Origin of the sequence: Mycolicibacter engbaekii, from assembly GCF_002101585.1 — a bacterium.
Taxonomy (GTDB): domain Bacteria; phylum Actinomycetota; class Actinomycetes; order Mycobacteriales; family Mycobacteriaceae; genus Mycobacterium; species Mycobacterium engbaekii.
Map to the genome: position 1 here is coordinate 44,807 of NZ_LQOT01000004.1, position 18,560 is coordinate 63,366.

At 69.4% G+C, this 18,560-nt stretch carries 14 protein-coding genes; 8 read left to right on the forward strand and 6 right to left on the reverse strand.

All coding sequences use genetic code 11. The features are described 5' to 3' along the window. The first annotated feature begins 268 nt into the window (after nucleotides 1–268). The 3 genes from AWC02_RS00270 to AWC02_RS00280 all read left to right on the forward strand — a co-directional run bounded on the left by AWC02_RS00270 (nucleotide 269) and on the right by AWC02_RS00280 (nucleotide 3,949). Nucleotides 269–2,104 carry an acyl-CoA dehydrogenase gene (locus tag AWC02_RS00270; protein WP_085126151.1) on the forward strand — a complete coding sequence of 612 codons (1,836 nt, stop codon included), beginning with the start codon at nucleotides 269–271 and terminating at the stop codon, nucleotides 2,102–2,104. Nucleotides 2,105–2,240: 136 nt separating this feature from the next. Continuing rightward, nucleotides 2,241–3,209, forward strand: coding sequence for a GlxA family transcriptional regulator (locus tag AWC02_RS00275; protein WP_085126153.1), 969 nt, complete (start codon nucleotides 2,241–2,243; stop codon nucleotides 3,207–3,209). Nucleotides 3,210–3,220: 11 nt separating this feature from the next. Continuing rightward, a complete protein-coding gene (locus tag AWC02_RS00280; RefSeq protein ID WP_085126155.1) occupies nucleotides 3,221–3,949 on the forward strand; it encodes a DJ-1/PfpI family protein in 729 nt (242 codons plus the stop codon). 135 nt (nucleotides 3,950–4,084) lie between these two features. Here the strand turns inward: AWC02_RS00280 and AWC02_RS00285 are convergent, their stop codons facing one another. Further along, a complete protein-coding gene (locus tag AWC02_RS00285; protein ID WP_085126157.1) occupies nucleotides 4,085–5,419 on the reverse strand; it encodes an acetyl-CoA C-acetyltransferase in 1,335 nt (444 codons plus the stop codon). A gap of 136 nt (nucleotides 5,420–5,555) precedes the next feature. Here AWC02_RS00285 and AWC02_RS00290 point away from each other — a divergent pair, with 136 nt between their 5' ends. Together AWC02_RS00290 and AWC02_RS00295 are read left to right on the forward strand one after the other, a co-directional pair. Then, nucleotides 5,556–6,920 carry a 3-oxoacyl-ACP reductase gene (locus AWC02_RS00290; protein WP_085126159.1) on the forward strand — a complete coding sequence of 455 codons (1,365 nt, stop codon included), beginning with the start codon at nucleotides 5,556–5,558 and terminating at the stop codon, nucleotides 6,918–6,920. 88 nt (nucleotides 6,921–7,008) lie between these two features. Continuing rightward, nucleotides 7,009–7,851: a MaoC/PaaZ C-terminal domain-containing protein gene (locus AWC02_RS00295; protein WP_085126161.1), complete on the forward strand. Its 843-nt coding sequence runs from the start codon at nucleotides 7,009–7,011 to the stop codon at nucleotides 7,849–7,851. Between the two features lie 15 nt (nucleotides 7,852–7,866). Here the strand turns inward: AWC02_RS00295 and AWC02_RS00300 are convergent, their stop codons facing one another. Both AWC02_RS00300 and AWC02_RS00305 read right to left on the reverse strand, forming a co-directional pair. Continuing rightward, nucleotides 7,867–8,493: a TetR/AcrR family transcriptional regulator gene (locus tag AWC02_RS00300; RefSeq protein ID WP_046321346.1), complete on the reverse strand. Its 627-nt coding sequence runs from the start codon at nucleotides 8,491–8,493 to the stop codon at nucleotides 7,867–7,869. A 74-nt stretch (nucleotides 8,494–8,567) separates the two neighbouring features. After that, entirely contained in the window at nucleotides 8,568–9,746 is a 1,179-nt protein-coding gene (locus AWC02_RS00305; protein ID WP_085126163.1) for a glycoside hydrolase family 3 N-terminal domain-containing protein, read from the reverse strand. A 127-nt stretch (nucleotides 9,747–9,873) separates the two neighbouring features. Here AWC02_RS00305 and AWC02_RS00310 point away from each other — a divergent pair, with 127 nt between their 5' ends. Both AWC02_RS00310 and AWC02_RS00315 read left to right on the forward strand, forming a co-directional pair. Next, complete coding sequence (locus tag AWC02_RS00310; RefSeq protein ID WP_013827163.1) at nucleotides 9,874–10,047, forward strand: DUF2613 domain-containing protein; 174 nt, start codon at nucleotides 9,874–9,876, stop codon at nucleotides 10,045–10,047. A 49-nt stretch (nucleotides 10,048–10,096) separates the two neighbouring features. After that, nucleotides 10,097–14,338, forward strand: a complete 4,242-nt coding sequence (locus AWC02_RS00315) for an alpha-(1->3)-arabinofuranosyltransferase (RefSeq protein ID WP_109560799.1) — start codon at nucleotides 10,097–10,099, stop codon at nucleotides 14,336–14,338. On the opposite strand, the gene AWC02_RS00320 is transcribed toward AWC02_RS00315, so the two are convergent. Then, nucleotides 14,335–15,081 carry a hypothetical protein gene (locus AWC02_RS00320; RefSeq protein WP_237160256.1) on the reverse strand — a complete coding sequence of 249 codons (747 nt, stop codon included), beginning with the start codon at nucleotides 15,079–15,081 and terminating at the stop codon, nucleotides 14,335–14,337. The genes AWC02_RS00315 and AWC02_RS00320 overlap by 4 nt on opposite strands. A gap of 286 nt (nucleotides 15,082–15,367) precedes the next feature. Here AWC02_RS00320 and AWC02_RS00325 point away from each other — a divergent pair, with 286 nt between their 5' ends. Continuing rightward, a complete protein-coding gene (locus AWC02_RS00325; RefSeq protein WP_085126167.1) occupies nucleotides 15,368–16,750 on the forward strand; it encodes an NADP-dependent succinic semialdehyde dehydrogenase in 1,383 nt (460 codons plus the stop codon). 6 nt (nucleotides 16,751–16,756) lie between these two features. Here AWC02_RS00325 and wrbA read toward each other — a convergent pair whose 3' ends face one another. Then, the gene (gene wrbA, locus AWC02_RS00330; protein WP_085126170.1) at nucleotides 16,757–17,359 is read right to left on the reverse strand and encodes an NAD(P)H:quinone oxidoreductase; all 603 of its coding nucleotides are present in this window, start codon (nucleotides 17,357–17,359) and stop codon (nucleotides 16,757–16,759) included. Between the two features lie 58 nt (nucleotides 17,360–17,417). Next, nucleotides 17,418–18,512, reverse strand: coding sequence for an LLM class flavin-dependent oxidoreductase (locus tag AWC02_RS00335; RefSeq protein WP_085126234.1), 1,095 nt, complete (start codon nucleotides 18,510–18,512; stop codon nucleotides 17,418–17,420). Between the last annotated feature and the right edge of the window lie 48 nt (nucleotides 18,513–18,560).

Below are 18,560 nucleotides of genomic sequence, written 5' to 3' on the forward strand. Positions count from 1 at the left end.
CTCACGTGAGAATTCACCGGAAAACCATTCGCTTCGTCTGGTGTGATCTGGTCGCTGAGAACCCTACCCGCCGGCCGCTGGCCTCGGCTGATCGGCCGTCTGCGGCCCCTGCCCGGCAAAGAGACCAACCGGTTGGTTACCCGGAAAAAGGACGTAGCTCACATCAGCTTGCACTATGGCTACCGGCGAGTATATTTCAGGTTACGTTACTGGTGGGTAACTTAAGCCTGAGTACCCAACCACAGGTGGCATTCCATGAGGAGGAAGAGTGAGCCACTACAAGAGCAATGTCCGTGACCAGGTCTTCAACCTCTTCGAGGTGTTCGGCCTGGACCAGGTCTTCGGCGAGGGCGACTACGCCGACCTGGACATCGACACCGCTCAGGAGATGCTCGGCGAGATGGTTCGCCTGGCCGAGGGGCCGATTGCCGCATCGTTCGTCGAGGGCGACCGCAACCCCCCGGTGTTCAACCCGGAGACCCACTCGGTCACCTTGCCCGAATCGTTCAAGAAGTCGGTGCGCGCCAACCTGGAAGGCGGCTGGGACCGGGTCGGGGTCATCGAAGAGCTTGGCGGCATCCCGATGCCCAAAGCGCTGATGTGGGCCCTGCAGGAGCACATCCTGGGCGCCAACCCGGCGGTGTGGATGTACGGCGGCGGCGCCGGCTTCGCCAACATCTTCTACAACATCGCCACCGAGGAGCAGAAGAAGTGGGCCGTCCTCGCCGCCGAACGCGGCTGGGGTTCGACCATGGTGCTCACCGAGCCGGACGCCGGCTCGGACGTGGGCGCCGGCCGCACCAAGGCCGTGCAGCAGCCCGACGGTTCCTGGCACATCGAGGGCGTGAAGCGATTCATCACCTCGGCTGACTCCGACGACCTGTTCGAGAACATCTTCCACCTGGTGCTGGCCCGCCCCGAGGGTGCCAAGCCCGGCACCAAGGGCCTGTCGCTGTTCTTCGTGCCGAAGTTCTTGTTCGACTTCGAAACCGGCGAACTCGGTGAGCGCAACGGGGCGTTCGTCACCAACGTCGAGCACAAGATGGGCCTGAAGGTCTCGGCCACCTGCGAGTTGACCTTCGGTCAGCACGGGGTGCCGGCCAAGGGCTGGCTGGTCGGTGAGGTGCACAACGGCATTGCGCAGATGTTCGAGGTCATCGAGCAGGCCCGCATGATGGTGGGCACCAAGGCCATCGCCACACTGTCCACCGGCTACCTCAACGCGCTGGAGTACGCCAAGGAGCGTGTGCAGGGCGCCGACCTGACCCAGATGACCGACAAGACCGCTCCGCGGGTGACCATCACCCACCACCCGGACGTCCGTCGGTCCCTGATGACCCAGAAGGCCTACGCCGAGGGTCTGCGGGCGCTGTACATGTACACCGCGACCTTCCAGGACGCCCCGGTGGCCAAGGCGCTGCACGGGGTGGACGCCGACCTCGCGGTCCGGATCAACGACCTGATGCTGCCGATCGTCAAGGGTGTCGGCTCCGAGCAGGCCTACGCCAAGCTCACCGAGAGCCTGCAGACCCTGGGTGGCTCGGGCTTCCTCCAGGACTACCCGATCGAGCAGTACATCCGGGACGCCAAGATCGACTCCCTCTACGAGGGCACCACGGCAATTCAGGCCCAGGACTTCTTCTTCCGCAAGATCATCCGGGACAAGGGCGTTGCCCTGGGCCACGTGGCCGGCGAGATCGAGACGTTCATCAAGAACGAGACCGGCAACGGCCGGTTGAAGGCTGAGCGGGAGCTGCTGGCCACCGCCCTGGCCGACGTGCAGGGCATGGCGGCGGCGCTGACCGGCTACCTGATGGCCGCGCAGGAAGATGCCTCCAGCATCTACAAGGTCGGCCTCGGGTCGGTGCGCTTCCTGATGAGCGTCGGCGACCTGATGATCGGCTGGTTGCTGACCCGCCAGGCCGCCGTGGCAGTGGCCAAGCTCGACGCCGGCGCGCAGGGGGCCGACCGGTCCTTCTACGAGGGCAAGATCGCGGTGGCGTCGTTCTTCACCAAGAACTTCCTGCCGTTGCTGACCAGCACTCGCTCGGTGATCGAGGCCATCGACAACGACATCATGGAGCTCGACGAAGCAGCGTTCTAAGCGCTGACCGCAGGCCGCGCAGGCCCCCGGGGAGACCCCCTGGGGGCCTGCTGCCGTCGGGGGTACCGGCGGGTTGTCCTGATTTGTGGGATGTATGGCGTAGACGCCACCCACCCGTACGCCGGAGACTGGTCGCATGACACGCAAGGTCGTGATCCTGGGCTACGCCGGGATCCAGGCGCTGGACGTGGTCGGACCGTCCGAAGTGTTCGCCACCGCCACGTTGGCGGTGCTCGCACAGGGCGGCGACCACGATGGCTACGAGGTCACGGTGGCCAGCGCCGACGGCGCGCCGATCGCCACCAGCAGCGGACTCACGCTGCAGCCCAGCCCCCTGCCCGCACCCGACGACTCCATCGACACCCTGCTGCTGCCCGGCGGGGTCGGCATCCATGCCGCGCAGGCAGACCCGGCCACCGTCGCCTGGATCCGCCGCGCCTCCGTTCACGCCCGGCGGGTGGTCAGCGTGTGCACCGGTGCATTCCTGGCCGCCCAGGCGGGCCTGCTCGACGGGTGCCGGGCCACCACGCATTGGGCGTTCGCCGAGGCCCTGGCGCGGCAGTTCCCGGCCGTCACCGTCGACCCGGAGCCGATCTTCCTGCGCAGTTCGGACACGGTCTGGACCGCGGCCGGGGTCACCGCCGGCATCGATCTGTCCCTGACGCTGGTCGAAGAGGACCTGGGCACCGAGGTGGCACAGACCGCAGCCCGCTGGCTGGTGCTGTATCTGCGCCGCCCCGGCGGTCAGTCCCAGTTCGCGGCGCCCGGGTGGCTCCCGCGGGCCCGCCGGGCGCCCATCCGCGAGGTGCAGGAACTGATCGACTCCGAACCGGGTGGGCCGCACCGGCTCACCGAGCTGGCCGCCCGCGCCGCGATGAGTCCCCGGCACTTCACCCGGGTCTTCACCGGCGAGGTGGGCATGACGCCGGCCGCCTACGTCGAGCGCGTACGCACCGAGGCCGCGCGCCGGCAACTCGAGGAGACCGACGACACCGTCGTCGCGATCGCCGGCCGCTGCGGGTTCGGCACCGCAGAGACGCTGCGGCGCACATTTTTGCGCCGACTCGGCGTCTCCCCCGATCACTACCGCAAGACGTTCGCCTGAAAGGAACAACCATGCAGATCGCCGTCGTGCTCTACCCCGGCTTCACCGCCCTGGACTTCATCGGTCCCTATGAGGTGCTGCGCTGGCTCCCGGACGCGCAGGTGCGCTTCGTCTGGCACACACCGGGTCCGGTTGCCGCGGACTCTGGCGTCCTGGTGGTCGGCGCGACCCATTCCTTCGACGAGACCCCTTCCCCCGACCTGATCCTGATCCCCGGCGGGATGACGACCATGGAACACGCCCGCGACGAAAAGCTGCTGGAATGGGTCCGCACCGCTCACCGCTCGGCAACCTGGACGACTTCGGTGTGTTCGGGTTCGATCGTGCTGGGCGCAGCCGGGTTGCTGGCAGGCAAGCGGGCCACCTCGCACTGGATGGCACTGCCCGCCCTGAAAGCCTTCGGCGCCACCGCGATCGGTGACGAGCGCATCGTTCACGACGGCGACATCGTGACCTGCGCGGGTGTGTCGGCGGGTATCGACCTCGGCCTGTGGCTGGCCGGCCAGATCGGCGGGGAAGGTCGCGCCAAGGCCATTCAGCTGTCCATCGAATACGACCCGCAGCCGCCGTTCGACTCCGGCCACACCTCCAAGGCCTCGGTGCCGACCAAGACGGCGGCCACCGCGCTGATGGCGCGGGAGCTGGCGAAGCCGGCCCGGCTGAAAGCCAGCGCGCTGCTGTTGTGGGATCAGGCACTCGGTGCGGTGCGCGCCCGTAGTGCCCAAACGGTCCGCCGTTGAATCCCCTCAGTTCAACGGCGGACCGGAGCAGGCGGCTCGGCGGCGGTCACCACACCGGTGAGCGCGGCGGAACGGCCCGTGCCTGGTCTACCCGGCGATGCCGCAACTCAAACGTCGCGTCGCGGCGCCGGTCGTCTAACCCTCGAGGATGGCGGCCACGCCCTGGCCTCCGGCGGCACAGATCGAGATCAGCGCACGCACCGGCTGGTTCTTGGCGGCGCCCTTCTTGGCCGCCTTCGCCTCGGCGATCTGCTTTGCCGCCTGCGCCACGATTCGACCGCCGGTGGCGGCGAACGGGTGTCCGGACGCCAACGACGACCCGTTGACGTTGAGCTTCGACCGATCGATGGACCCCAGCGCCGCATCCAGCCCCAGCCGCTGCTTGCAGTACTCGGGCGACTCCCAGGCCGCCAGATGGCACAGGACCGTGGCCGCGAACGCCTCGTGGATCTCGTAGAAGTCGAAGTCCTGCAGGGTCAGCCCGTTACGCGCCAGCAGACGCGGCACCGCGTAGGTCGGGGCCATCAGCAGGCCGTCGGCGCCGTTGACGTAGTCGACCGCCGCCGTCTCGGCGTCCACGAAGTAGGCCAGCGGAGTCAGGCCGCGCGCCGCGGCCCACTCCTCGCTGGCAAACAGCGCCACCGAGGCTCCATCGGTGAGCGGAGTGGAGTTGCCCGCCGTCATGGTGGCGTCGCCGGCCTTCGTGCCGAACACCGGCTTGAGCGTGGCGAGCTTCTCCGGGCTGGATTGCGGCCGCAGGTTGTCGTCGCGGTAGAGGCCCTGGAAGGGCGTGATGAGGTCGTCGAAGAAGCCGCGATCGTAGGCGGCCGCCATGTTGCGGTGACTGGCCGCGGCAAGCTCGTCCTGGTCGATCCGCTTGATGCCCATCGCCTTGGTGGTGATGGCCTGGTGCTCGCCCATCGACAGACCGGTGCGGGCCTCCTTGTTGGCCGGGATCTCGACACCCAGCGCCGCGGGCAGCTTGCCCACCAGCTTCAACCGCTGCGTGGTGGACTTGGCCCGGCGCAGCGCGAGCAGCGTGCGGCGCAGTTCGTTGCCGATCGCCAGCGGCGCATCGGAGGTGGTGTCCACTCCCCCGGCGGCGGCGACCTCGTAGCGGCCGGCAGCGATCCCGTCTGCGGCGCAGATCGCTGCCTGCAGCCCGGTGCCGCAGGCCTGCTGCAGGTCGAACGCCGGGGTGTAGGGCGACAGCGCCGAACCCAGGACGCACTCGCGAATCAGGTTGAAGTCACGGCTGTGCTTGAGCACCGCCCCGCCGACCACCGCGTCCAGCTTCTCGCCGGACAGGCCGAAACGGTCGATCAGACCGCCCAGCGCGGCGGTGAACATGTCCTGGTTGGACGCGTTGGCGTAGGCGCCGTCCGAACGCGCGAAGGGAATGCGATTGCCGCCGAGAACAGCGACGCGACGGCGCGTACCGGCGGGTTGAGCAGCAGATGCAGATGACACGGTCTCTCCGATGTGATGCTGGGTCCCCCCGCGTTGCCGGGGACGGTCGGACTGATACTACCCAGTATTCTTACTCTGGAGTAAGTTCGTTGTCGACACCGCGCACCAGGCACGTCCTCACACGGAAGGCAGCTCAGTGGCCCCGAAGCTCTCGTCGGACCTGTTGTCCCAGATCCTCAACTCCGCCCCCGGATCGTTCCTGTCCAAGCAGCTCGGCGTACCGCAGGCCGAGAGCCTGCGCCGTTACCGGGTCGGCGAACCCCCACTGGCCGGACCGCTGCTGATCGGCGGCGCGGGCCGGGTGGCCGAGCCGCTGCGGGCCGCGCTGGCCGACGACTACCAGCTTGTCGGCGACAACCTCGGCGGCCGGTGGGCCGACTCCTTCGGCGGGCTGGTCTTCGATGCGACCGGCATCACCACGCCCGCCGGGCTGACCGCACTCCACGAGTTCTTCACCCCCCTGCTGCGCAACGTCGGCCGCTGCGGCCGGCTGGTGGTCGTCGGCACCACCCCGGAGGCGGCCGGCAGCGTCGACGAGCGGATCGCCCAGCGGGCACTGGAAGGCTTCACCCGCTCACTGGGCAAGGAACTGCAGCGCGGCGCCACGGTGCAGCTGGTGTATCTGTCGCCGGACGCCAAGCCCGGCGCCACCGGTCTGGAATCGACGCTGCGATTCATTCTCTCGGCCCGCTCGGCATACGTCGACGGCCAGGTGTTCTACGTGGGCGCCGACGACGCGACAGCCCCCGCCGACTGGGACAAGCCGCTGGAGGGCAAGGTGGCGATCATCACCGGCGCGGCGCGCGGTATCGGTGCCACCATCGCCGAGGTGTTCGCCCGGGACGGCGCCACGGTGGTCGCCATCGACGTTCCGGCCGCCGCCGAGGCACTCAACGCGACCGCCGCGCGGGTGGGCGGCACCGCGCTGACGCTGGACGTCACCGCCGACGACGCCGTGGAGCAGATCACCGCCCACCTCAAGCAGCACCACGACGGCAAGGCCGACGTACTGGTCAACAACGCCGGCATCACCCGCGACAAGTTGCTGGCCAACATGGACGACAGCCGCTGGAACGCTGTCCTGGCGGTCAACCTGCTTGCCCCGCAACGCCTTACCGAGGGGCTGGTCGCCAACGGCAGCATCGGTGCGGGCGGCCGGGTGATCGGTCTGTCATCGATGGCCGGAATCGCGGGCAACCGGGGTCAGACGAACTACGCGACCACCAAGGCCGGGATGATCGGCCTGACCGAGGCGTTGGCTCCGTCCCTGGCGGAGAAGGGCATCACGATCAACGCGGTGGCCCCGGGCTTCATCGAAACGGAGATGACGGCGGCGATCCCGCTGGCCACCCGCGAGGTCGGCCGCCGGCTGAACTCGCTGTTCCAGGGCGGCCAGCCCGTCGATGTCGCCGAGTTGATCGGCTACTTCGCCAGCCCGGCCTCCAATGCGGTGACCGGCAACACCATCCGGGTCTGCGGCCAAGCCATGCTGGGCGCCTGACCCCCACCCCGACAACGATGCCGTGGGAGCCCCGGCCGCGCTGCGGTGGGGACACCCGTGATGAGAAGGAAGGGCACCTGTGAGTGATGTGACGCAGCCGAGCGGGTTGAGAAACATGGTGCGCGCGGTCGCCGGGGCACTGCCCTTCGTCCCGCGCAGTCAGACCCTGCCGAACCGGACACTGCGGGTCGACGAGCTGACCATCGATCCCGAAAACGTGGCCGCCTACGCGGCCGTCACCGGATTACGGTTCGCCGACCAGGTCCCGCTGACTTATCCCTTCGCGCTGACATTTCCGATGGTGATGGCGCTGGCGACCGGCTTCGACTTCCCCTTCGCGGCGATGGGCTCGGTGCACACCGAGAACCGCATCACGCGCCACCGCCCGATCGCGGTCACCGACACGGTCGGGGTGACCGTTCGGGCGGCGAACCTGCGGGAGCACCGTAAGGGTTTGTTGGTCGACATCCTCACCGACATCAATATCGGCAACGAAACGGCCTGGAATCAGGTGACGACGTTTTTGCATCAGCAGCGCACCAACCTGTCCGATGAGCCCAAGCCCGAACCGGCCAAGCCGCCCAAACTGGGCCCGCCCAACGCGGTGCTGCGGGTCACCCCGGGGCAGATTCGGCGTTACGCATCGGTGAGCGGAGACCACAACCCGATCCACACCAGCTCGATCGGCGCCAAGTTGTTCGGGTTTCCGACCGCTATCGCGCACGGGATGTTCTCGGCGGCCACGGTGCTGGCCAACATCGAAGGCGTGCTTCCCGATGCGGTCGACTACTCGGTGCGGTTCGGCAAGCCGATGCTGCTACCGGCCAGCCCGGGCCTTTACGTCGACAAGGTCGACGGCGGCTGGGATCTGGCACTGCGCAACATCGCCAAGGGCTACCCGTATCTGACCGGGGCGGTGCGGGCGCTGTAGCGGCGCAACCCCGGCTCAGCCGGCGGCGACGGCGTCGGCGCCGTCGCGGCCGCCGGGGGCTTCTTTGAGGCCGCGCCAGAACAGGTCGATCATCAGTTCGCCGGCTTCGTCCACGCCGGTGTCGCCGGTGCTGACGCGGCTGGCGATGGCCTCGCCGGCACCCACCAGCGCGACCGCCATGAGTTCGAAGTCGACGCCCGGTTCGGGTTTGCGGGTGCCGGCGCGCAGCAACCGGCCGACCAGTTCGATGATGCGCTCGCGGCCCTCGCGAACGGTGTGGGCGAAGGCCTGCGAACTGGTGGCCTGGGTGTACATCACGATCCATGACGCCCGGTTGGCATCGATATATTGCAGGAACGCCCGAATCGTGTTGCTCAGCATCTCTTTCGGCGGCTGCTGAAAATCGATCCCGGTACGCAGCGTCTCGACGAAACGGCGCAGTTCGCGGTCCAGGCAGGCCCCGAACAGTTCTTCTTTGGAGCCGTAATACAGGTAGAGCATCGGCTTGGAGATCTGGGCGGCCGCGGCGATCGAATCCATCGAGGTCTCGTGATAGCCGTTGATCGAGAACATCTGGACCGCGGCGTCGAGCATCTGCTGTTCGCGCACGGCCCGCGGTAACCGTTTGCTACCAGCTGCCATCGCCTCGAGGTCCTTCCGCGTTCCCCCTCCGGCGCGATCTTACCGAAGAGTAACTTGGGCTCCTGCTGCCGGGATCACCCGTGGCAGTGCGTACCTGGCCGCTTGACCGCGGCCACCCGGGCCAGCGAGGCGTCGATGGCCTCCTGCTTGAGCTCACCGGCCGACACCGCCTGCTCCAACCGGTCGAGCACCGCCGGCACCTCGTCGGTGGTGACCCACAGCGCCACGTCGACACCGGCCGCAAGGCTGCGCAGCACCGCCTCGGCGACCCCGTAGTGCTCGGTGATCGCCGCCATCGACGACAGATCGTCGCTGAACACCGGACCGTCGAACGCCGGCGCGTGATAACCGGTGCCGGTGCGCAGCAGCTCGACGGCCGCCGGGCTCAGGCTGGCCGGGTCCTCGGTGAGCCCGGGCACCTCCAGGTGGCCCATCATGACCGCTACCGGGGCCTGGGTGACCAGCGTGCGGTAGGGAATCAGGTCGTTTTCCCGCAACTGCGGCAGGTCCGGCGTGATCACCACGCCGGCGGTGTGCGAGTCGCCGGAGCCGTGGCCGTGGCCGGGGAAGTGTTTGAGCACCGGCAGCAGCCCGGCGTCCCGCAATCCCTGGGCGTATGCGCCGGCGTACTCGGTGACCTTGGCCGGGTCCGCCCCGAAGGACCGGTCACCGATCACGGTGTCGTCGTCGGTGTCGTCGTCCACGACGTCGACCACCGGCGCGAAGTCGACGGTGATGCCCAGCTCGGCCATCTGGCGGCCGCGCTGCGCCGCCAGCTCACGGACCTGCTCGGGGGTGCTGGTCTGCGCGAGTTCCTTGGCCGACGGCGACGATCCGATCAGCGACGACAGCCGCGACACCCGGCCGCCCTCCTCGTCCACACTGACCGCCAGCGGCAGCGGGCCGGTGGGGGCCTGGCTCTCCTTGATCTCCTTCAGAGAACCATCGGTGAGCATGGACAACTCGGTCCAGCTGCCGATGAAGATGCCGCCGACGTGGTGATCGGTGACGACCGCGCGAGCATCCGCCGCGTCGCGAACCCCCACCATCACCAGCTGCGCCAGCTTGTCGCGCACCGACAGGGCGGACAGCTGCTCACACACCGGGTCCGCTGCCGGGGAGGCGGCCGTCGGGGCGGCCTCAGACGCCGGCGCGGGCGTCTCGTCGCGGTGCGAGCACGACGTGACGAGTGCCGGCAGCGCTACGGCGGCCAGCAACAGGCCGGGCAGTTGTCGAGTCAGCGTTCCAGGCATCGCACCATGCTGTCACGGCCGGAACAACCGGCCTCACAAGGCCCACATGCTAGTTTGGCGGGCGGGGGCCAGCGGGGGTGATGGTGCCCCGACGAACACGTCACGAGAGTGCAGAAGGAGCCTGACCATGCCTCGGTTCGTGGTACCGGCCGCCATCAGCATCGTCGTGGGCGTGTTACTCGGTGCCGCGGCCGTCTTCGGGGTCACGCTCATGGTGCAACAGGACACCAAGCCGCAGATCGCCGGAGGGGACCCGCAGTCTTCGGTGCTGAACAGGGTTGAATACGGCAACCGCGGCTGACCTGCGCCCGCCGGCAACGCTCGACCAACTGCCGGCAACGTCGCAGGCGCTGACTCCGCTGTCCCGGCGCTGGCTGTGGCTGGTGGCCGCCGTCGCGCTGGCCTGCAGCATGCTGCAGGCGCCCGGGCGGATCTCGCCGGACACCAAGCTTGATCTCACACTGGCTCCGCTGCGGTTCCTGGCACGGGCCGCCAACCTGTGGAGCAGTGAGCTGCCGTTCGGCCAGGTGCAGAACCAGGCGTACGGCTACCTGTTTCCGCACGGCGCCTTTTTCCTGGCCGGTGATCTGCTGGGCCTGCCGGGCTGGATGGTGCAGCGACTGTGGTGGGCCGTGCTGCTCACGGTGGCGTTCTGGGGCCTGCTGCGCGTCGCGGAGGCGTTGCGGATCGGCAGCCCCACGGCACGGCTGATCGGCGCCGCCGCGTTCGCCCTGTCACCACGGGTGCTCACCACCTTGGGTTCGATCTCGTCGGAGACGCTGCCCATGGCGCTGGCGCCGTGGGTGCTGCTGCCGGTCATCCGGGCGCTGGGCCTGCCCGGCGATCCGGATCGGCAGGCACCGCAACGGTCGGCGCGGATGCTGGCCGGGCAGGCCGGCGTCGCGGTGGCGCTGATGGGCGCCGTCAATGCCGTCGCGACGCTGGCGGGTTGCCTGCCGGCCCTGATCTGGTGGTTGTGTCACCGCCCGAGCCGCCGCTGGTGGCGGTTCACCGGTTGGTGGCTGCTAGCGCTGACTCTGGCGGTGGCCTGGTGGGTGGTGGCCCTGGTGCTGCTGGGCCGGGTCAGCCCGCCGTTCTTGGATTTCATCGAATCGGCCGGGGTGACCACCCGGTGGACGTCGCTGACCGAGATGCTGCGCGGCACACACAGTTGGACGCCGTTCGTCGCGCCGAACGCCACCGCGGGGTCTCCGCTGGTCACCCGCCCGGTGCTGATCCTGGGGACCTGCCTGGTGGCCGCCGCCGGTCTGGCCGGTCTGACCGGCTTGCTCGTCCGGCGCACACCGGGGGCCGGACGGCTGGTCACCATGCTGCTGATCGGCGTGACGCTGCTGGCCATCGGCTACGCGGGCGGGCTGGGCTCCCCGCTGGCCCACCCGGTGCAGGCCTTCCTCGACGGTGCCGGCGCCCCGCTGCGCAACCTGCACAAGCTCGAGTCGGTGATCCGGATCCCGCTGGTCCTGGGGCTCGTCCACCTGCTGGGCCGTATCCCGCTGCCGGGCAGCGCCCCCCGGCCGGTGTGGCGGCGCGCCTTCGCCCACCCCGAGCACCACAAGTCAGCCGCGGTGGGCCTGGTGATCCTGACGGCCCTGCTGGTCAGCACCTCGCTGGCCTGGACCGGCCGGCTCACGCCGCCGGGGACCTTCACCGCCCTGCCGCAATATTGGCGGGACGCCGCGGCGTGGCTCTCCGAACACAACGCCGGCGGGCCCACCCCGGGCCGCGTTCTCGTGGCACCGGGGGCGCCGTTCGCCACCCAGACCTGGGGAAACAGTCACGACGAGCCGCTGCAGGTCCTCGAGGCCGGCCCGTGGGGGGTGCGCGACTCGATCCCGCTGACACCGCCGCAGACCATCCGGGCGCTCGACTCGGTGCAGCGCCTGTTCGCCTCCGGCCGGCCATCGGCCGGCCTGGCCGACACCCTGATCAGACAGGGCATCTCCTACCTGGTGGTGCGCAACGACCTCGATCCCGACACCTCCCGCTCGGCGCGGCCACTGCTGGTGCACCGCGCCGTCGACGGCTCACCGGGGCTGCGGCGGGTTGCCCAGTTCGGCGATCCGGTCGGCTCGGGCTCGGTCCCGGGCTTCGTCGCCGACAGCGGCCTGCGGCCCGCGTATCCGGCGATCGAGATCTACCGGGTCGGTGATCCCGCGGCCGACGCAAACCCGGGCGCGCCCTATCTGGCCGATCTCGACGCGATGCCGCGCGTCGACGGCGGCCCCGAGGTGTTGCTGCGCCTCGACGAGCACCGCCGGCTGCGCGGCGAGCCCGCGCTGGGCCCGGTGCTGCTGACCGGGGACGCCCGGCGCGCGGGACTGCCCACCCCCGCGGTGACCGTCACCGACACCCCGCTGGCCCGCGAGACCGACTACGGCCGGGTGGACGACCACTCTTCGACGATCCGGGCCGCCGGCGACGCCCGGCACACCCTGAGCCGGGTCCCGGACTATCCGACGCCCGGCGCCAGCACCGTGTTCGGTGGTTGGCTCGGAGGCCGGCTCACCGCCTCCAGTTCGTCCTCGGACGCCACCACGCTGCCCGACGTGGCGCCGTCGACCTCCCCTGCGGCCGCCATCGACGGCGACTCCGGAACTGCCTGGGTCTCCAGCGCGCTGCAGTCGGCGGTCGGGCAGTGGCTGCAGGTGGACTTCGACCATCCGCTGACCAACGGCATCATCACCGTGACGCCCAGCGCGACGGCCGTCGGCGCGCAGGTGCGGCGCATCCAGATCTCCACCGTCAACGGCACCACCACGTTGCGCTTCGACCGGGCCGGCGAGCCGCTGACCGCCGCCCTGCCCTACGGCGAGACGCCGTGGGTGCGCATCACGGCGTCCGGCACCGACGACGGCTCTCCGGGTGTGCAGTTCGGCATCACCGATTTGGCCGTCACCCAGTACGACGCCTCGGGTTTCGCCCATCCGGTCGACCTGCGGCACACCGCGCTGGTTCCAGCGCCGCCGGCGGGCGCGCAGGTGGCGCAGTGGGACCTGGGGGCGGGACTGCCGGGCCGGGCCGGCTGTGCGCCGGTCGACGGCGCGGTGCGCTGCGCGGCGTCGATGATGCTGGAGCCCGAGGAGCCCGCCACCTTCAGCCGCACCCTGAACGTTCCGCGGGCCATGTCGGTGACCCCGACGATCTGGGTGCGACCACGGCAGAGCCCGCACCTGGTCGATCTGATCGCCGAACCGGGTGCCGCACGGGCCCACGGCGACGCCGACGTGCTCGACGTGCTCGGATCGGCCTACGCCGCCGCCGACGGCGATCCGGGCACGGCGTGGACGGCGTCGCAACGGGTGGTCGCGCATCGGTCGCCGCCCACCCTGACCGTCACCCTGCCGCGGCCGGTCCAAGTGACCGGATTGCGGTTCACCGCCAGCCGGTCTCCGCTGCCGGCGCGACCCACCCTGGTCGCGATCGATCTGGGGTCGGGGCCGCAGGTTCGCCAAGTGGCCGAATCCGGTGAGCAGCAGGTGCAGTTGCTGCCGCGCGTCACCGATACCGTGCGGATCAGCCTGCTGGGCTGGGAGGACGTGATCGACCGCACCGCAATCGGCTTCGATCAGCTCAAACCACCGGGCCTGGCCGAGGTCAGCGTGCTCGGCGCCGGCGGACGTCCGGTCGCCCCCGCCGATCCCGCCCGCAACCGCGCGCGTGCGGTGCACGTCGACTGCGGGCACGGCCCGATCATCGCGATCGCCGGGCGGTTTGTGCACACCACGATCACCACGACTGTCGGAGCGTTGCTCGACGATCAGCCGGTGGCGGCCAAGGCGTGCGACCAACGTCCGATCGCGTTGCCGCCGGGCGCCCAGGAGTTGGTGGTCAGCCCGGGGCCGGCGTTCGTGGTCGACAGCGCCACGTTGTCCGGTGCGTCTGCGACCGTCGGCACCACGGAGACGACACCGGCGGTCTTGGGTTCGTGGGGCGCGGGCCGGCGCGAGGTGACGGTGCCCGGTGCGGCGGCCGGGCGGGTGCTGGTGGTTCCGGAGAGCATCAACAGCGGGTGGGTGGCTCGCCGTTCGGACGGCACCCCGCTGGCGCCGGTGGCGGTCAACGGATGGCAGCAGGGTTTCGTGCTGCCCGCCGGCACCGACGGCGCGATCACCGTGACCTTCGGGCCCAATCGGCTCTACCGGCTCGGGATGGCCGGCGGACTGGCGCTGCTGCCGCTGCTGGCCTTGCTGGCCTGGTGGCCGGCGCGGCGGGCTCGCGATCCCGGTCCCCCGGCGCTGCCGTGGCAGCCGGGCCGCCGCGTGGTGGCGGGGACAGCGCTGACGGCCGGTTTCTTGATCGCCGGGCCCGCCGGAGCGGCGGTGTTCGGCGCGGCGATGGTCCTGCTGTGGGCGCTGCGGCATCGGCAACGGGCCTTCGATGCGGTTCGGCTGGGGTTGAGTGCGGGAGGGCTGACCGCCGCGGGGGCGATGCTGTGCCGGCACCCCTGGCGGTCGGTGGACGGCTACGCCGGCCACTCCGCCGGAGTCCAGCTGGCGGCACTGATCTCCCTCGCCGCCCTGTCAGCCACCGCCGTCGTGATGTCGCAAGCTCGACGGAGTCGCGCTGGCTAGGGCGCGGCTTCGAGCTTCTCGATCTGGGTGTTGAACAGCCGCACCAGTTCCTCGGCGTGGGTGGCGTCACCGGAATCGTCGGCGTCGGGACGCAGTCCGATGTCGTTGCTGGTGGCAACGACCAGCACTCCGCGGTAGTAGCCGGAGATGGTGGAGGCGGTGATCGAGATCGGCAGCCGGACAGTGGCCTTGCTGGCGCTCGTGATCACCGTCGCGACCGCCCACGGCGGCACCCCGTCGGCCTCCAACGGTTCCAGCTGGATATCGGTGGTCACCGAACGCCCGCCCTGCTCGAAGGTCTGGGTGAAGGTTTTGCACTTCTCCACGAACCGTTTGAGGTTGGGGTGGTCCGGCGTCAGTGCCAGCCGCACCCGCATGGTGTGCAGGCCGCCGGGCTGAAACTTGGCCAAGGTCGCCGTCGCCGTCTGGGTGGCGGAGGCCGGGCTGGAGTAGAAATCGGCACATTCGGGTGGGTCGACGGTCAGATTCGGCATATCCGACGGGGTGTCGCCGGCACTGTCGACGCCGCTGATCCACTTGCCGCCGGACGGGTCCGGGAAGGCGGAGCGCTCGACCAGCATCTCCGACGACAGATTCGTGATGTCGGGCTTGCGCGATGGCTTCTCCTCGGCCGCGAACCGGCCGCCGAGCACCAGTACCAGTCCGGCGATCACCACGACCGCCACCCCGCCCAGCGACAGCCACAGCAATCTGCGCGACTTGGGCTCGGGCGGACCCGGCATCGGCCACGGCGCACCGTAGGGCGGGACCCCGCCGGGGGGCATGCCAGGTTCGTCCTGGACCCACAGTTGCCAGCCGGGAGGTGGGGGCGGCCAGGTCGGATCAGGCGCCCAGTTGGCATCCGGCGCCCAGCCAGGCGGCGGAGGCGGCCAGGTGGGCGGTGGGTTGAAACGCATCGGGCGACTCCCGTATCGACGTACTGATGCTGGCTCGTGGCGAGCCTACGCGGTTCGATGGTGGCAGGCTGGACATGTAGTCGTCACACCGCAGCACCGAAGGGGGTTCCGCGTGCCCGCAACACCGATAGCGACGATCAACCCGGCAACCGGGGAAACGGTCAAGACGTTCACCGCCGCCGGCGACGCCGAAGTCGACGCCGCGATCACCCGCGCGGCGAATAGGTTCGTCACATACCGTCGCACCGGTTTCGACGAACGCGCCCGATGGATGCACGCCGCGGCCGACCTGCTCGAAGCCGAGGCCGACGAGGTCGCCGCCATGATGACCCTGGAGATGGGCAAGACCCTGACAGCGGCGAAGGCCGAAGCACTCAAGTGCGTCAAGGGCTTCCGCTACTACGCCGACCACAGCGAGCAACTGCTGGCCGACGAGAACGCCGACGCACCGAAGGTCAACGCATCCAAGGCGTTCGCGCGCTATCAGCCGCTCGGGGTGGTGCTGGCGGTGATGCCGTGGAACTTCCCGCTGTGGCAGGCCGTGCGGTTTGCCGCCCCGGCCTTGATGGCCGGCAATGTCGGACTGCTCAAGCACGCCTCGAACGTGCCCCAGACCGCCCTGTACCTCGCCGAGCTGTTGTCCCGGGCCGGCTTTCCCGAGGGTTGCTTCCAGACCCTGCTGATCCCGTCGGGGGCGGTCGAGCGTGTGCTGCGCGATCCGCGGGTAGCCGCGGCCACGCTGACCGGTAGCGAACCCGCCGGCCGTTCGGTAGCCGCCATCGCCGGCGACGAGATCAAACACACCGTGCTGGAACTGGGCGGCAGCGACCCGTTCATCGTGATGCCCTCGGCCGACCTGGCCTCGGCGGTTGCCACCGCGGTTACCGCGAGGGTGCAGAACAATGGTCAATCATGTATCGCGGCAAAGAGATTCATCGTCCATGCCGACATCTACGAGGAATTCACCTCTGCGTTCGTAAGCCAGATGTCAGCTCTTCGGGTGGGCGATCCGACTGATCCGGACACCGACATCGGGCCGCTGGCAACCGAGGCGGGACGCGATGAGGTCGCGCAGCAGGTGGACGCCGCCGCGGCTGCCGGGGCGGTGATCCGTTGCGGCGGAAAGCGGCTCAACCGCCCCGGGTGGTTCTACCCGCCCACCGTGATCACCGACATCACCCGTGACATGGCGATTTTCACCGAGGAGGTGTTCGGCCCGGTGGCGTCGGTGTACTGCGCCGCAGACATCGATGAGGCCATCGAGATCGCCAATGCCAGCCCGTTCGGCCTGGGCTCCAACGCCTGGACCCGCGACGAAGCCGAGATCAGCCGTTTCACCGACGAGATCGAGGCCGGCCAGGTGTTCATCAACGGGATGACGGTGTCCTACCCGGAGTTGCCGTTCGGCGGGATCAAGCGGTCCGGGTACGGCCGCGAGCTCTCGGGCCACGGCATCCGGGAGTTCTGCAACCTCAAGACGGTGTGGGTGGCCTGAGTCCGGTCATGAGCCCGCGATCCTGGCGGCGATGCCCACCACCCGGGTGGCCAGGTGGTCGAGTGCGGCAAGGGTGGGCTTGTCCAGCTGGTTCTGGTTGTCCGCACCGGTGACGTGCCCGACGCCGTAGGGGTTGCCGTCGGCGAACTTGATCGGGTCGGTGTAGCCCGGCGGCACCAGGATGCCGCCGAAATGCATCAGCGACACGTAGAGGTTCAGCAGCGTGGCCTCCTGCCCGCCGTGCGCGGTCTGACTCGAGGTGAACCCGGCGTAGACCTTGTCGGCGAGTTCGCCCTTGGCCCACAGCCCGCCCAGTCCATCGATGAAGTTCCGGAATTGCGCCGCAGGGGAACCGAATCGGGTGGGCGAGCCGAAGATGACGGCGTCCGCCCAGACGATGTCGTCGCCGGTGGCGGCGGGCAGGTCTTTGGTCGCCGCGTAGTTGGCGGTCCACGCCGGATTGTGGGCGAAGCTCGCCGGATCGCGCGTCTCCTCGATGTGCCGCACCCGCACCTGCGCGCCGGCGGCCTCACCTGCCCGGGCCACTCGCTGGGCCATCGCGGTGCCGTGTCCGGTGGCCGAGTAGTAGATAACCGCCAGCTTCGTCATTGCCTTGTCTCCTTGGTTGTTGTGGGTGTCAGTTCCTGCCGGCCGGCAGTGCTTGGCTTCACGATGCCTCCCGGATCGGGGTGCGCCCGGCCGCGATGAGGGACTGGTGAGTGGGCGCCGCGGGAACGTGTGCGGGCCGGCCGACGGCGAACTCTTTGCGCAGCACCGGCACCACGTGCTCCCCCAGTAGATCGAGCTGTTCGAGCACGGTCTTCAACGGCAGCCCCGCATGGTCGATCAGGAAGAGCTGGCGCTGGTAGTCGCCGACGTATTCCCGAAACCCCAGGGTCTTGTCGATCACCTGCTGGGGCGAACCGACCGTCAGGGGCGTCTGGGCGCTGAACTCCTCGAGGCTGGGCCCGTAGCCGTAGACCGGGGCGTTGTCGAAGTACGGCCGGAACTCGTTCACCGCGTCTTGGCTGTTGGGCCGCAGGAACACCTGACCGCCCAGACCGACGATCGCCTGGTCGGGGTCACCGTGGCCGTGGTGTTCGAAACGCTCGCGGTAGAGCTGCACCATCCGCTGGGTGTGCGATGCCGGCCAGAAGATATGGTTGGCGAAGAAGCCGTCGCCGTAAAACGCGGCGAGTTCGGCGATTTCGGGACTGCGGATCGAACCGTGCCAGACGAACGGCGCAACTCCGTCCAGCGGGCGCGGCGCCAGGGTGAAACCGCGCAACGGCGCACGGTACTCACCGGTCCAGTCGACGACCTCCTCGCGCCACAACCGGCGCAACAGCCGGTAGTTCTCCACGGTCAGCGGCAGCGCGGACCCGATGTCCCTGCCGAACCAGGGGTACACCGGTCCGGTGTTTCCGCGGCCCAGCATCAGATCCACCCGGCCATCGGCGAGGTGTTGCAACACGCTGTAGTCCTCGGCGATCTTCACCGGGTCGTTGGTGGTGATCAGCGTGGTCGCGGTGCTGAGCACGATGCGCTCGGTCTGCGCTGCGAGGTAGCCCAGCAGGGTGGTCGGCGACGACGGCACGAATGGCGGGTTGTGGTGCTCGCCGGTGGCGAACACGTCCAGACCGACCTCCTCGGCCTTTTTCGCGATCACCACGGTCGCCCGGATCCGCTCCGCCTCAGTCGGCGTACGACCGGTGGTCGGGTCGGCGGTGACATCGCCGACGGTGAAGATGCCGAACTGCATACCGGTGTTGGTCACGCGAAGCCCTCCTTGTTGATCACTGTAGCTGAT